Below are 13,209 nucleotides of genomic sequence, written 5' to 3'. Positions count from 1 at the left end.
AGTTTTTAAACTCAGGGATTCTCTTTATTTAGAAGAACTGCTACTGGTCTCTGTTGAGGAAGAACTATCGTCTTCTGGGTGCAATTCTTTATAAGTTGGTGCCTTGAAGAGATCAACGGTAGACTGGTTGCCACGTTGGTTATAAAGGCTGGTTGATTTGTCACCTTTTTCCTTTTCAATCTTCTTCAATGCCTTGAAGGAATTGGTGTAGGAATAATCTTCTGGATTGACTTTTCCAAGATCATTGCCCTTGAAGAAGCGAAGGAGATCACCGGTCTGGATGCTATCACTAATCTTCAATTGCAGGTTAGCAGCTTCCCTAATCTTGTCCAGTTCTTCCTTGGTTTTTTCGTCTGGGTTCGTGATTTCCTCACCTGTTTTTGTATAGTAGGTCCGGCCACTATAGCTTGTATACTCAGGAGTTACAAAGTAGTTAGCAGAGCGGAAGGCGACGATTTGATCATGATCTGGTGAGAGCATATCTTGACCAACTTGGAGGAATTTGTTGGATTCAATACCTAACAAATGTTCCAAGGTTGGAAGCATATCAATTTCGCCACCATAGGTATCAATGATGCCACCCTTATCCATACCTGGAATGACTACCATATAAGGAACGCGTTGCAACATGGCATTGTCATAACTTGACCACGTTTCAGAGTTCTTACCAAGTAGAGGAGCAAGAGCTGGGTTACGAGAGTTTGAAATTCCGTAGTGGTCCCCATAGAGAACGATGATGGAATTTTTGTAAAGACCAGATTCTTTCAGGTAATCAAAGAATGCTTTGATCGAAGAATCTAGGTAGTTAGCGGTCGCAAAATAGCCATTGATGGTTTCGTCCTGAGTCTTAGCTAGAGGGAAACCAAGATCATCTCCTGACAAGCTGGTTGTATAAGGATAGTGGTTGGAAACCGTAATGAACTTGGTATAGAAAGGCTGTTGCAATCTTTCTAGGTATTTGATGGAATCCTTGAGCATGTATTTGTCATTAAGACCATACTGGAAGGAATTGCTGCTGTTTTGTTTGGTGAAGTAGCTGGCATCAAAGAAGTAATTGTAGCCCCATTGTTTATAGGCGGTATTTCGGTTCCAGAAACTTCCAGCATTTCCGTGGAAAACAGCGCTCGAGTTGTAACCATTTTTTGAAAGAATAAATGGTGCAGCCTGTTGGGTATTGGTTCCACCATAGTTGACCATAAAGGAACCTTGGTTGAGTCCGAAGAGGCCTGTTTCAATCATGGTCTCCGCATCAGACGTTTTCCCTGCCTTAACTTGGTTAAAAACATTTGAAAAGGCAAAGGTTTCTTTCGAGTGGTAAAGTGAGTTTAAGAAAGGTGTCACTTCATATTCTTTATCGTCTACTTTCAACTTGTAATCGATCAAGAATTGTTGGAAACTTTCCAAGTGAATGTAGATGACGTTACGGCCTTTGGCCATTCCAAAGTACTCAGGATTAGGCTTGGCGTAATGCTGTTGGATATATTCTTCCACCGGTTTTAGATCTGCTTCGGAGGCTTTGGAACGTTCTTTGTTGGCAGCATAGGTCTGATTAGCGCTATACCCCAGAAAGGCTGGTAATCCTAGGGCACGAACGACATAGTAGTTTGAGAACCCACGAGTCAAGAGCTCAGGTCGGTCAATTTCTGCGAGGAAAAGGTTGGCCGAAAAGAGCATAGCCGATAAAGAGGTAACCGCAAAACTAGCTCGTTTATTGAAGGGACGATTGTCCATTCGAATCCATTTCTTAAAGAAGAAGAAAGCTAGAATAGGGAAATCTAGAATGTAGATCACATCCCAAGGTCGGAACAATTCTAAAGCAGCAGCTCCGAGACCGGCAGAAACCTTGCTGGAAGCCAACATGGTATTGACCGTTACGAAGTCTGTAAACTCTCGATAATAGATGGAGTTGGAAATCAACCAAATAAATAAGAGAAGGTAGATCCCAAAGGCCAAACTATAAAAGAGCTTGGTTCGTTTGATATAAAGTGCAAGACCAATGAAGAGCAGACTAATCGGCAATGGGTTGATCACTGCTAGAAAAATCTGATACGGTCCCTGAATGTCTAAATTAAAATCAACTGAATAGGCCCACATGGTTTTGAACCAGTAGAGCAACAGAAGGGTCAAGACAAATCCTAGTCTGGTACTCATGAAATTGAGTATCGAATTCGTAATTTTTTTCACAAAATGTTACTTCCTTGTCTTATTTCCTAAAAATTTTCATATACAAGTATACCACAATTTTATGGAGAAAGAAAAAAATGACTGTAAAGGAGAGGAAAGAAATAGGAAAGATCCGGCATTTTATATCATTTGAAGCTAAATGATGAAAGCTAGGATAAAACGGTAAAAAAAGTTCCAGTAAATAAAGCCTCTCTTTGTGAAAACTGCAGACTTTTGCTATAATAGAGGATATGAAAAAACTCACAGTCAGTCGCCAAGTAGCTCGAAAATTAAAACAAGGACAATCCCTTCTTGAAAAGCAAGATTTTGAGTCACTTCCTGCTTTGGATCAAGAGGTTCAATTGCTTTCAGGAGATGGACAATCCCTCGGGGTCGGATACTTATCTGAACAAAATAAAGGGATTGGATGGTTTGTTTCACAAGAGTTGGTCGCTTTTGATCAAGACTTTTTTAAAAAGCTTTTCATCAAAGCCAAGCAATACCGTCGTTCTTATTATGCGGATGAAACGACGACGGCCTTTCGTCTCTTTAACCAAGATGGAGATGGTTTTGGTGGCTTTACGGTTGACTTATATGGTGAGTTTGTTGTTTTTTCTTGGTACAATCCCTTCGTATTTCAGATTAAGGAAACCATTCTAGCAGCCTTTCAAGAAGCTTTTTCAGAAGTCCGAGGTGGCTATGAAAAGATTCGCTTTAAAGGTTTGGACTATGAATCGGCTCATGTCTATGGAGAAGAAGCTCCGCAAGAATTTTTGATTCTTGAAAATGGGGTCTCTTACCAAGTCTTTCTCAATGATGGCTTGATGACGGGGATCTTTTTGGACCAGCATGAAGTCCGAGGAAGTTTAGTTGAGGGGCTCGCTGCTGGTAAGTCCTTGCTCAATATGTTCTCTTATACAGCTGCTTTTTCTGTTGCAGCTGCCATGGGCGGAGCAGTAGAGACGACTTCGGTCGATCTGGCTAAGAGAAGTAGAGAATTATCAGAAGCGCATTTTGTGGCAAATGGCTTGGCGCTGGATGCTCATCGTTTTGTCGTGATGGATGTCTTTGACTATTACAAATATGCCAAACGCCATGACCTAAGCTATGATGTGATCGTGCTTGATCCGCCTAGCTTTGCGCGGAATAAAAAACGGACATTTTCAGTCGCTAAAGATTACCATCGATTGGTCAGCGAGGCACTCGAGATTTTAAATCCAGGTGGGATCTTGATTCTCAGTACCAATGCGGCAAATGTGACCAAAGAAAAATTTAAAAAACAAATCGAAAAGGGATTTCAAGGCCGTAAGCATTGCTATCTAGCGGAATACGGACTTCCGGGAGATTTTCGATGGAACAAGAAAGAAGAAAGTAGTAATTACTTAAAAGTATTTACGATTAGGGTGGATGTATGAAATTAGTTGTTTCGATTATGCCTCGCTCCTTAGAAGAGGCGCAACAACTAGATAGTTCGCGTTACGAGGATGCAGATGTTATTGAGTGGCGTGCGGACTTTTTAGAAAAAAGCGAGATCTTAACCGTCGCTCCTGCAGTTTTTGAGAAATTTGCTGGACGCGAGATTTTATTCACCTTGCGGACTCGAGCTGAAGGTGGAGGGATGGAGATGACTAATGAAGAATATGTTGGGATCCTGAAAGATATTCAATCCATCTATCATCCGGATTATATCGATTTCGAGTATTATAGTCACCGTGAAGTCTTTGAAGAGATGTTGGAATTTTCAAATCTTGTTCTCAGCTACCATAACTTCCAAGAAACTCCGGAAAATATGATGGAGATCTTATCGGAATTGACCAGTTTTTCTCCAAAATTAGTCAAAGTATCTGTCATGGCCCACAATGAACAAGATGTTCTTGACTTGATGAATTATACGCGTGGTTTCAAGACACTGAACCCTGAGCAAGAATATGTAACGATTTCCATGGGCAAGGTCGGGAAGATTTCGCGCTTGACAGCTGATTTGACAGGCTCTTCTTGGTCTTATGCTAGAGTCGGAGATGAAAGTGCTCCAGGTCAAATTCCTCTTGAAAATATGAGAAGAATTCGGGAGTTATTAAATGAAGATTGACGGATATACTCGGATGGCAGCGGTCATTGCCCATCCCATTCGTCATAGTATTTCTCCTTTCATCCATAATCTAGCCTATGAATTAACAGCGACCAATGCTGCTTATCTAGCTTGGGATATTGCTGAAGAAGACTTAGAAAGCACCATCAGCCAAATTCGTAAGTTGGATATGATTGGGGCCAATATCTCCATGCCCTACAAGCAGAAGGTCTTTCCTTACTTAGATGAAGTGGATGAGATGGCCCGAAAGATCGGTTCTGTCAATACTATCGTTCACCGCGATGGTAAGCTTAAAGGCTATAATACAGATGGGATAGGTTTCTTTCGTAGTTTACCTCCTGCTTTCTCTATTAAGGGAAAAACAATGGTTCTCTTAGGTGCAGGTGGTGCAGCTTTAGCGATTATTGCACAGGCGATTCATCTAGGTGTGAAACGTATCCTTGTCTTTGTGAGAGAGGAGAGATTAGTTCATTATCGTTCAATAGTTCAGTTGGTTGAAGAAGGCTTTGATTTCTTGATAGAATTGTATGCGATTGAGAAAGATGAAGATGTTCAAAACTTTTTTCATCAAGCTGATCTCATCTTAAATGCCACTGGTGTTGGAATGGATGGTCAGTCTCTTCCAATAGCGAGTCACTTGACCTTTCCCCCACATGCCTTAATCGTAGAGATGGCTTACTATCCGGCAGTGACCCCCTTTCTGCAATTGGCAGTGAATCAAGGAAACCAGAGGGAAAATGGGCTGGGAATGCTCTTTTATCAAGCTGAAGCAGCCTTTGAATTAATGACTGGGAAAGTATTTCCTACAGAGTCTGTATGGGAAGCATTGACAACAGAATATCGCCAATTTGTATGTGACTAAGAGAGGGTTTTACCTTTTCCTATTGAAAAAGCTTTATGAGATTAGAACAAGAACTGATTTTTTAAAAAACAGTCTTGCTCTAGTCTCTTTTTCATTTTGATTGAGACATGTGCCCTATTTCATGATAAGATAGAATCAAAGAAAAACGTGAAGGAGATTCCTATGAACGTATCGGTACCTATTCCAGGACATTCCTATGATATTGTGATTGAAAGAGGTGGTCTTAACCAGGTTGGAGACTGGTTGCGCACTCTTTGGAGCGATAAAAAAGTCGCGATTATTTCCGATAACCGCGTGGCTAAGCTATATGCGTCTATCGTAGAGAAGAGCCTTGAGAAAGCTGGTTTTCAAGTGGTGCGCTTTGAGTTTCTTCAAGGGGAAGCCAGTAAGAATCTAACCACTGTTTCAAAAGTTTATGAATTTCTAGCTACCCAGGGCATGACGCGCAGTGATGGAATCGTTGCTCTTGGGGGTGGCGTAGTTGGTGATTTGGCTGGTTTTGCTGCCTCGACCTATATGCGTGGAATTTCCTTTGTTCAGATCCCGACTAGCTTGACCGCACAGGTAGATTCTTCTATCGGGGGAAAGACGGGGGTCAACACAGCACTTGCTAAAAACATGGTAGGGACCTTTGCTCAACCAGACGGTGTGTTTATTGATCCTGAAGTGTTGAGCACGTTGGGGCACCGTGAATTGATCGAGGGAATGGGCGAAGTCATTAAGTACGGCCTCATCCAAGATACGGAACTTTGGGAAGAATTGGAAGCCATGGATGGTTCTGTCCAGAGTATTTTAGAGCATGCAGAGAGCATCATTTCCCATTCTTGCCTGGTGAAGCGAGACCATGTTGTGGCAGACGAGTTGGACAATGGCATTCGCCTGTATCTCAACTTTGGGCATACTATTGGACATGCTATTGAAGCGACAGCTGGTTATGGGCAGGTTATGCATGGAGAAGCTGTCAGTATGGGCATGGTGCAGCTCTCCCGAGTTGCAGAAGAAAAGGGCTTGATGCCAAAAGGAATCAGCCAACAAATCGAAGAAATGTGCCGGAAATTTGGCCTTCCGGTGACCTATGAGAACTGGGATAAAGAAGCCCTTTATCAAGCCTTGACCCATGACAAAAAAGCGCGTGGGACGAACTTGAAATTAGTCATTGTTCCAGAGTTGGGGCGAGCAGCGATTCATCAAATCCCTCTTCAAGAAATGAAGGACTTTTTAGAAAGAAAGGAATAAGGTCGTATGAGATATTTAACAGCAGGAGAGTCCCATGGGCCTCGACTAACAGCCATCATTGAGGGGGTTCCGGCAGGCCTTCCTTTATCTGAAGAGGATATTAATAAAGAGCTCAGACGTCGACAAGGTGGCTATGGTCGTGGTGCTCGGATGAAAATCGAGAGTGACCGTGTTGAGATCACATCAGGGGTCCGTCATGGCTTGACCATGGGAGGTCCGATTACTCTGAATGTGACCAATCTGGATCACCAAAAATGGCTGGAGATCATGAATGTAGCACCGGTTGAAGAGAAAAAGAAAAATCTGCGTAAGATCACCAAGCCACGTCCTGGTCATGCCGATCTAGTCGGAGGGATGAAATACCGTTTTGACGATCTTCGTAATTCGCTCGAACGTTCTTCTGCCCGTGAGACGACCATGCGTGTAGCCGTTGGTGCAGTTGCTAAACGGATTTTAGAAGAGATCGGCCTTGAAGTAGCCAGCCACATTGTTAATTTTGGGGGAATCGAGATTGTAATTCCCGAGAATCTAACCGTTTCAGAAATCAAGGAAAAGGCAGCGAAGTCGGAAGTTTCGATCGTTGTGCCAGAACAAGAAGAAGCCGTTAAGGCCTACATTGACCAAGTGAAAAAAGATGGCGATACCATCGGGGGAATTGTGGAAACTTTGGTTGGCGGTGTGCCTGTTGGACTAGGCTCCTATGTACAATGGGACAAGAAATTGGATGCCAAAATCGCTCAAGGAGTGGTCTCTATCAATGCCTTTAAGGGAGTTGAGTTCGGTCTTGGTTTTGAAGCAGGTCGCCTAAAAGGGAGTCAAGTTATGGATGAAATCGTCTGGTCTGAAGAAGCTGGCTATACCCGTCGTACTAATAATCTTGGTGGTTTTGAAGGGGGCATGACTAACGGAGAGCCGATTCTGGTTCGTGGCGTCATGAAGCCTATTCCAACGCTTTACAAACCCTTGATGAGTGTGGATATCAAAAGCCATGAGCCTTATAAGGCAACAGTTGAGCGTAGCGATCCAACGGCTCTACCAGCTGCAGGAGTGGTGATGGAAGCAGTGGTCGCAACGGTCCTTGCTACAGAAGTACTTGAAAAATTCTCATCCGATAATATGGAAGAATTGAAAGAAGCCGTTGCCAAGCACCGGGATTTTACGAAGAATTTTTAAGAGAAAGAGTTTTCCTTTGGAGAAGAAAGTTGTTTATATTGCAGGCTTGGGCTTAATTGGTACATCCCTCGCGCTGGGCATTAAGAGGGCCCACCCACATTTGACCGTTCTTGGTTACAATCGTAGTGAAGCCTCTCGAACCATCGCCCTTGAAAGAGGAATGGTGGATCAAGTGACGGATGATTTCGCAGCTTTTGCCCCTTTAGCAGATATCATTATTTTGGCGCTTCCGATTAAGCAAACCAAGTCTTACTTAGAAACCTTAGCTGGCCTGAATTTGAAAGACCAGGTACTGGTGACAGATGCAGGCTCTACCAAGGCAGAAATTGTCGCACAAGCTGAAAAATTGTTTACAGACAAGGCTGTTCGCTTTGTGGGAGGGCACCCCATGGCTGGTAGTCATAAGACAGGTGCTGCAGCGGCAGATGCCACCTTATTTGAAAATGCCTATTATATTTTTACCCCTTCCAGCTTGACGACAGGGGGTGCCATGGAAGAGTTGAAAGAGCTTCTGATTGGACTGGGATCTCGCTTTATTGAAATCGACGCCGAGGAACACGATCGGGTGACTTCCCAGATCAGCCATTTCCCTCATATTTTAGCCTCGACACTGGTCGAGCAGGCCGTAGCTTATGGGGAAGAGCATGAAATGACTCGCCGTTTTGCGGCTGGTGGCTTTCGAGATATGACACGGATTGCGGAAAGTGAGCCAGGCATGTGGACTTCTATTCTCTTGTCCAACCCTCAAGCGATATTAGAGCGGATTGAAGATTTCAAAGGCCGTTTGGATCAGGTGGCTGAGACCATTCAAGCAGATAACGAGGAGGCCATTTGGTCCTTTTTCCAAGAAGGGCGGAAGCACCGAAAAGAATTGCAGATCCATCAGCGTGCTGGACGCGATAGTGCCTATGATCTCTTTATCGATGTCCCCGATAAGGAAGGTGTGATCCTCGAAATCTTACAACTCCTACAAGGGATTTCCTTGGTCAATATTCACATCAATGAAGAAAATCGGGAGGATATCCACGGAATTTTGCAGCTGACCTTTAAAAATGCAGAGGATCAAGAGCGGGCTCAAACATTGATCAGCCAAGCGACGTCTTATACCGTCCTTGCTCGCTAGGTCTACAGAAGGATTTGCATCAAAAGGCCTGCTTCATTTTAGGAATATTGAAGGAAAAGCAGTATAATAGAAGTATCTTATCAGTAAAGGAGCCTAGAAAATGGCAAATATTTATGATGTAGCAAACGAACTCTCTCGGACTCTGCGAGACCTTCCTGAATATAAGGCTGTCGTAGAAAGCAAGCAAGCGATCGAAGCAAATCCAGAAGCGAAAACGCTGTTTGACGAATACGTCGCTTTCCAAAATCAACTACAAGGCTTGATGCAATCCGGTCAACTTCCAACAGAAGCTGTGCAACAAGAAATGAAGGACTATATGGAAAAAATCCAAGCAAGTCCGATTGTGAATGAATTCTTCACCAAACAACAACAATTGTCTATTTATCTTGCAGATCTTGAAAAGATTATCTTTGAGCCAATTCAAGATTTATACAAATAGAAATTTCTACCAGAGTTGTCATTTCGACTCTGGTATTTTCGTTCGCCACTAGAGGAAAACAAGCTCAAAAAATGCTTGGAAACATTCGTTTTTTGTTCCAAATTTTTGATCAAAAATTGAATTCATGTCCTATTTATGATAGAATATGTGGAAAAGCACTCTGGAGATGGCAATGAAATTAAGAACCAATAGCAAGGGTCTAAAGGGAACCATTCGAGTCCCTGGTGACAAATCCATCAGTCACCGATCCATTATTTTTGGAAGTCTTGCAAAGGGTGAAACCAAGGTCTATGATATCTTGCGAGGCGAAGATGTGCTTTCAACGATCCAGGTGTTTCGAGATTTGGGAGTCTCCATCCAGGATGATGGGGATGTGATTCGGATTCAAGGGGTAGGCTTTCAAGGTCTTCAAGCTCCGACCGCTCCCCTTGACATGGGCAATTCAGGAACGTCTATTCGTTTGATATCAGGTGTCCTAGCAGGTCAGGATTTTGCAGTGACCATGGTTGGAGATGATAGTCTTTCCAAACGGCCCATGGATCGTGTCGCGATCCCACTGCGTCAGATGGGGGTAGAGATTGCTGGTCAGGGAGATCGCGATTGCCCACCTTTACATGAAAAAGGGACCCATCAGCTCCAACCGATTCATTACCGTTTGCCAGTGGCATCGGCCCAAGTCAAGTCTGCTCTCATTTTTGCCGCTCTACAAGCTGAAGGTGAATCGTCGATTATCGAGAAGGAAAAGACACGTGACCATACGGAGGATATGATTCGCCAATTTGGTGGAGAGATCCAGGTGGATGGAAAAACTATCCGCATCCAAGGTGGACAAGAGTTCCAAGGTCAAGAAGTCATCGTTCCTGGAGATATTTCCAGTGCAGCTTTTTGGTTAGTGGCAGGCCTCATTCTGCCAGATAGTGTGATCAAGATTAATAATGTTGGCATCAACCAAACGCGGACAGGGATTCTCGATGTGATTCAAGAAATGGGGGGAGATCTCACCATTGAGGATCGCGATGAAAAAGCGGTCTCTGCGAGTCTCACTGTCAAGACTTCGTCCTTAAAAGGGATTCGGATTGATGGGGAGTTGATTCCACGCTTGATTGATGAATTGCCGATTATTGCCTTACTAGCGACACAAGCAAATGGTCAAACCGTGATTGCGGATGCTGAGGAGCTTCGTGTGAAAGAAACGGACCGCATACAGGTCGTAGCAGATAGCCTCAATGCTATGGGAGCCAATGTCGTGCCAACAGAAGACGGCATGATCATCACTGGACCGACTCCCCTACATGGAGCAGACTTAGAGACCTTTGGAGATCACCGGATCGGCATGATGGCTGCGATAGCAGCCTTGTTAGTGAGTGAAGGAAATGTGATGCTGGATCGGGCAGAGGCCATTAACACCAGTTACCCTAGTTTTTTTGAAGATTTGGAGACCTTACTGCATGGCTAAAATTTTACTTGGTTTTATGGGAACAGGTAAAACGACCGTTGGTCGCATTCTTGATCCAAAGTTCCATGATATGGATGAATTAATTGTTGAAGAGATAGGGATGTCGATCAATGACTATTTCGCAGTGGAAGGGGAAGTTGCCTTTCGTCGTCGTGAGGCTGAAATGCTGGAGCGTTTATTGGAAAATGAAGCGGCCATCATTTCCCCCGGAGGTGGGATTGTGGTCAATCCTCATAACCGTGCGCTCTTGGAAAAAAATCCTCACAACATTTATCTGCGGGTAGATTTTGAAACTTTGTACAGACGAATTCAAAATGACAAAGCTATGCAACGTCCCCTCTTTTTAAACAACACAAAAGAAGAATTTAAGAAGATTTTTGATGGTCGTTTGCCTTTGTATGAGGATATTGCTACCCATATTGTGGATGTTGAGGACAAAACACCTGAAGAAATTGCGGAGATCATTCGATGCTTGTAGGCTATCTTGGTCCCAAGGGATCTTTTACCCATGATGTGGCGACACATAGCTTTCCAACTTCTGAACGCATTGCTTATCGGACGATCACAGATGTCATCAAGGCTTATGAGAATCAAGAGATCGATTTTGCAGTCGTCCCAGTTGAAAACTCTATTGAAGGCAGTGTTCATGAGACCCTTGATTACCTCTTTCACCAAGGGACCATCCAGGCCGTTGCAGAAGTGGTCTATCCCATCAAGCAACAGCTCTTGGTGACTAAAAAGGACCGCCCCATTCGAACGGTCTATTCGCATCCACAGGCCTTGGCCCAAGGGAAGGCTTTTTTAAGAGCCCATTATCCGGATGTGGCCATGGAAATGACGGCTTCAACAGCCTATGCGGCTCGCTATGTAGCAGAGCATCCAGACTTGGAAATTGCAGCGATTGCCCCTCTGGCAGCAGCCAGTGAGTATGGCTTGGAAGTCCAGGCCAAAGACATCCAAGAAATCGAGGACAATTATACACGTTTTTGGATTTTAGGGGCAACTGAGCCAGCGATCTCAGAAGCATTGAATCCCTCTCTTCAAAAAGTTAGCTTGGCCTTAACCTTACCAAGTAACTTAGCAGGAGCCCTCTATAAAGGTTTGTCCACCTTTGCTTGGCGGGGGATCAATTTGACCAAGATTGAAAGTCGTCCCCTAAAAACAGCTTTAGGAGAATACTTTTTCATTGTTGACCTCCTAAATGAAGTGCCTGATCTTCTGCAGTTTGCCTATCAAGAATTAGACAGTTTGGGCATTCAGACAAAAGTCTTGGGTCAGTATCAGGTCTATACCTTAAAAGATAAAGGAATGGAGAAAAAATGAGTAAGGAATCAAACTTTCTATCTCACCATGAGCGAAAGCGATTAGAGTACTTATACTCAAATTTTCATTATTTGAATGAACGAGAACAACTAGAATACAATTACCTGCTCCAAAAAAGCCAAGGAGCTTATGAGGAAGCAGAAGCCCTTCGACCTGAAGTAGTTGCTACAGAAGAAGTGCAAGGAGAGATTGCTGAATCGATTGGGGATCTCCCGGTTTACCAATCACGTAGCAAAAAAACGAAGACAAAAGCAGCTGCTGCGACGAGCGATACACCCAAGAAACCACGGAAAAAGATCCGCGTCAAGCGGATTCTCAAGTGGCTTGCTCTCTTTTTCTTGCTCATTATCGGTGGCATGGTCTTCATGTTTGTGAAAGGCCTGAACAGTAAGCCGACAGGTCCAGATGCCAAACCAGCTGTCGTTGAGAAATTTAACGGCAAGAAGTCGCGAGATGGGGTCAATATCCTGATTTTGGGGACAGATGGTCGGATCGGTGAGAAATCGGATGAGACCCGGACAGACTCCATCATGGTGGTCAATGTCAATAACAAAGAAGGCAAGATCAAGATGGTCAGCTTCATGCGGGATACATTGGTCCATATCGATGGTGTCAGCCAGCAAAATATTCCTGAATATGATGGCTACTACGACCAGAAGCTCAATACTGCCTTCATCATCGGGGAGCAAAATAACAACCAAGGGGCTGAATTGGTGCGTCAGATGCTAAAAGACAACTTTGACATTGACATCCAATATTACGCCATGGTCGATTTCAAGACCTTTGCGACAGCGATCGATACCCTCTTCCCAAATGGGGTCGAGATGAATGCGCAGTTTTCAACGGTTGATGGCGAAAAGGTCAGTGAAGTAGAAGTACCAGATGATTTGAACATGAAAGACGGTGTCGTTCCGCAGCAAACCATCAAGGTTGGAAAACAACGGATGGATGGCCGGACCCTTCTCAATTACTCACGTTTTCGTAAGGATGATGAAGGGGACTTTGGCCGGACCCGTCGCCAGCAAGAGGTCATGTCTGCTATCATGCATCAGATTAAGGATCCAACCAAACTCTTTACGGGATCAGAAGCCCTTGGGAAAGTCTTTGCTATGACGTCTACCAATGTACCTTTCTCCTTCCTATTGACCAATGGCCTTGGCCTAGTCGGTAGTGCTGGAAAAGGAATTGAACGAGTGACCATCCCAGAAAATGGGGATTGGGTCGATGCCTACGATATGTATGGGGGCCAAGGCTTGCTCGTTGATTTCGATGCTTATAAAAAGAAATTGTACCAAATGGGACTGAGATGATATAATAAGGGGATAGGAGTTTTGGACTCCACCTC

General features: G+C 44.0%; 12 protein-coding genes. 11 read left to right on the top strand and 1 reads right to left on the bottom strand.

The window, feature by feature from the left end; translation table 11 throughout:
* Positions 1–24: 24 nt before the first annotated feature.
* Positions 25–2,184, bottom strand: a complete 2,160-nt coding sequence (locus SM122_RS03160; protein ID WP_070586093.1) for an LTA synthase family protein — start codon at positions 2,182–2,184, stop codon at positions 25–27.
* Positions 2,185–2,414: 230 nt separating this feature from the next.
* Here SM122_RS03160 and SM122_RS03155 point away from each other — a divergent pair, with 230 nt between their 5' ends.
* From SM122_RS03155 to SM122_RS03105, 11 genes are all read left to right on the top strand, one after another.
* On the top strand, positions 2,415–3,578 hold the full coding sequence (locus SM122_RS03155; protein WP_155169034.1) for a class I SAM-dependent rRNA methyltransferase: 1,164 nt from the start codon (positions 2,415–2,417) through the stop codon (positions 3,576–3,578).
* Positions 3,575–4,252, top strand: a complete 678-nt coding sequence (gene aroD, locus SM122_RS03150; RefSeq protein ID WP_031574997.1) for a type I 3-dehydroquinate dehydratase — start codon at positions 3,575–3,577, stop codon at positions 4,250–4,252. The genes SM122_RS03155 and aroD overlap by 4 nt, the downstream gene beginning before the upstream one ends.
* Positions 4,242–5,114 carry a shikimate dehydrogenase gene (gene aroE, locus SM122_RS03145; RefSeq protein ID WP_031575000.1) on the top strand — a complete coding sequence of 291 codons (873 nt, stop codon included), beginning with the start codon at positions 4,242–4,244 and terminating at the stop codon, positions 5,112–5,114. The genes aroD and aroE overlap by 11 nt, the downstream gene beginning before the upstream one ends.
* A gap of 162 nt (positions 5,115–5,276) precedes the next feature.
* The gene (gene aroB / locus SM122_RS03140) at positions 5,277–6,350 is read left to right on the top strand and encodes a 3-dehydroquinate synthase (RefSeq protein WP_049474749.1); all 1,074 of its coding nucleotides are present in this window, start codon (positions 5,277–5,279) and stop codon (positions 6,348–6,350) included.
* 6 nt (positions 6,351–6,356) lie between these two features.
* Positions 6,357–7,523 carry a chorismate synthase gene (gene aroC, locus SM122_RS03135; RefSeq protein WP_155169036.1) on the top strand — a complete coding sequence of 389 codons (1,167 nt, stop codon included), beginning with the start codon at positions 6,357–6,359 and terminating at the stop codon, positions 7,521–7,523.
* Positions 7,524–7,539: 16 nt separating this feature from the next.
* The gene (locus SM122_RS03130) at positions 7,540–8,646 is read left to right on the top strand and encodes a prephenate dehydrogenase (protein WP_155169038.1); all 1,107 of its coding nucleotides are present in this window, start codon (positions 7,540–7,542) and stop codon (positions 8,644–8,646) included.
* Positions 8,647–8,746: 100 nt separating this feature from the next.
* The gene (locus SM122_RS03125; RefSeq protein WP_003014453.1) at positions 8,747–9,085 is read left to right on the top strand and encodes a YlbF/YmcA family competence regulator; all 339 of its coding nucleotides are present in this window, start codon (positions 8,747–8,749) and stop codon (positions 9,083–9,085) included.
* 172 nt (positions 9,086–9,257) lie between these two features.
* Positions 9,258–10,541 carry a 3-phosphoshikimate 1-carboxyvinyltransferase gene (gene aroA, locus SM122_RS03120; RefSeq protein WP_155169040.1) on the top strand — a complete coding sequence of 428 codons (1,284 nt, stop codon included), beginning with the start codon at positions 9,258–9,260 and terminating at the stop codon, positions 10,539–10,541.
* A complete protein-coding gene (locus SM122_RS03115; protein WP_155169041.1) occupies positions 10,534–11,019 on the top strand; it encodes a shikimate kinase in 486 nt (161 codons plus the stop codon). Before aroA ends, SM122_RS03115 begins: the two co-directional genes overlap by 8 nt.
* A complete protein-coding gene (gene pheA, locus SM122_RS03110) occupies positions 11,010–11,864 on the top strand; it encodes a prephenate dehydratase (protein WP_155169043.1) in 855 nt (284 codons plus the stop codon). The genes SM122_RS03115 and pheA overlap by 10 nt, the downstream gene beginning before the upstream one ends.
* Positions 11,861–13,174, top strand: coding sequence for an LCP family protein (locus SM122_RS03105; RefSeq protein WP_324737788.1), 1,314 nt, complete (start codon positions 11,861–11,863; stop codon positions 13,172–13,174). Before pheA ends, SM122_RS03105 begins: the two co-directional genes overlap by 4 nt.
* Positions 13,175–13,209: the final 35 nt, after the last annotated feature.

The sequence above is a fragment of the Streptococcus gingivalis genome (assembly GCF_035544715.1).
GTDB lineage: Bacteria > Bacillota > Bacilli > Lactobacillales > Streptococcaceae > Streptococcus > Streptococcus gingivalis.
The sequence above is the reverse complement of the archived record's forward strand: the minus strand, read 5'-3'. Positions and strand labels throughout refer to the sequence as shown.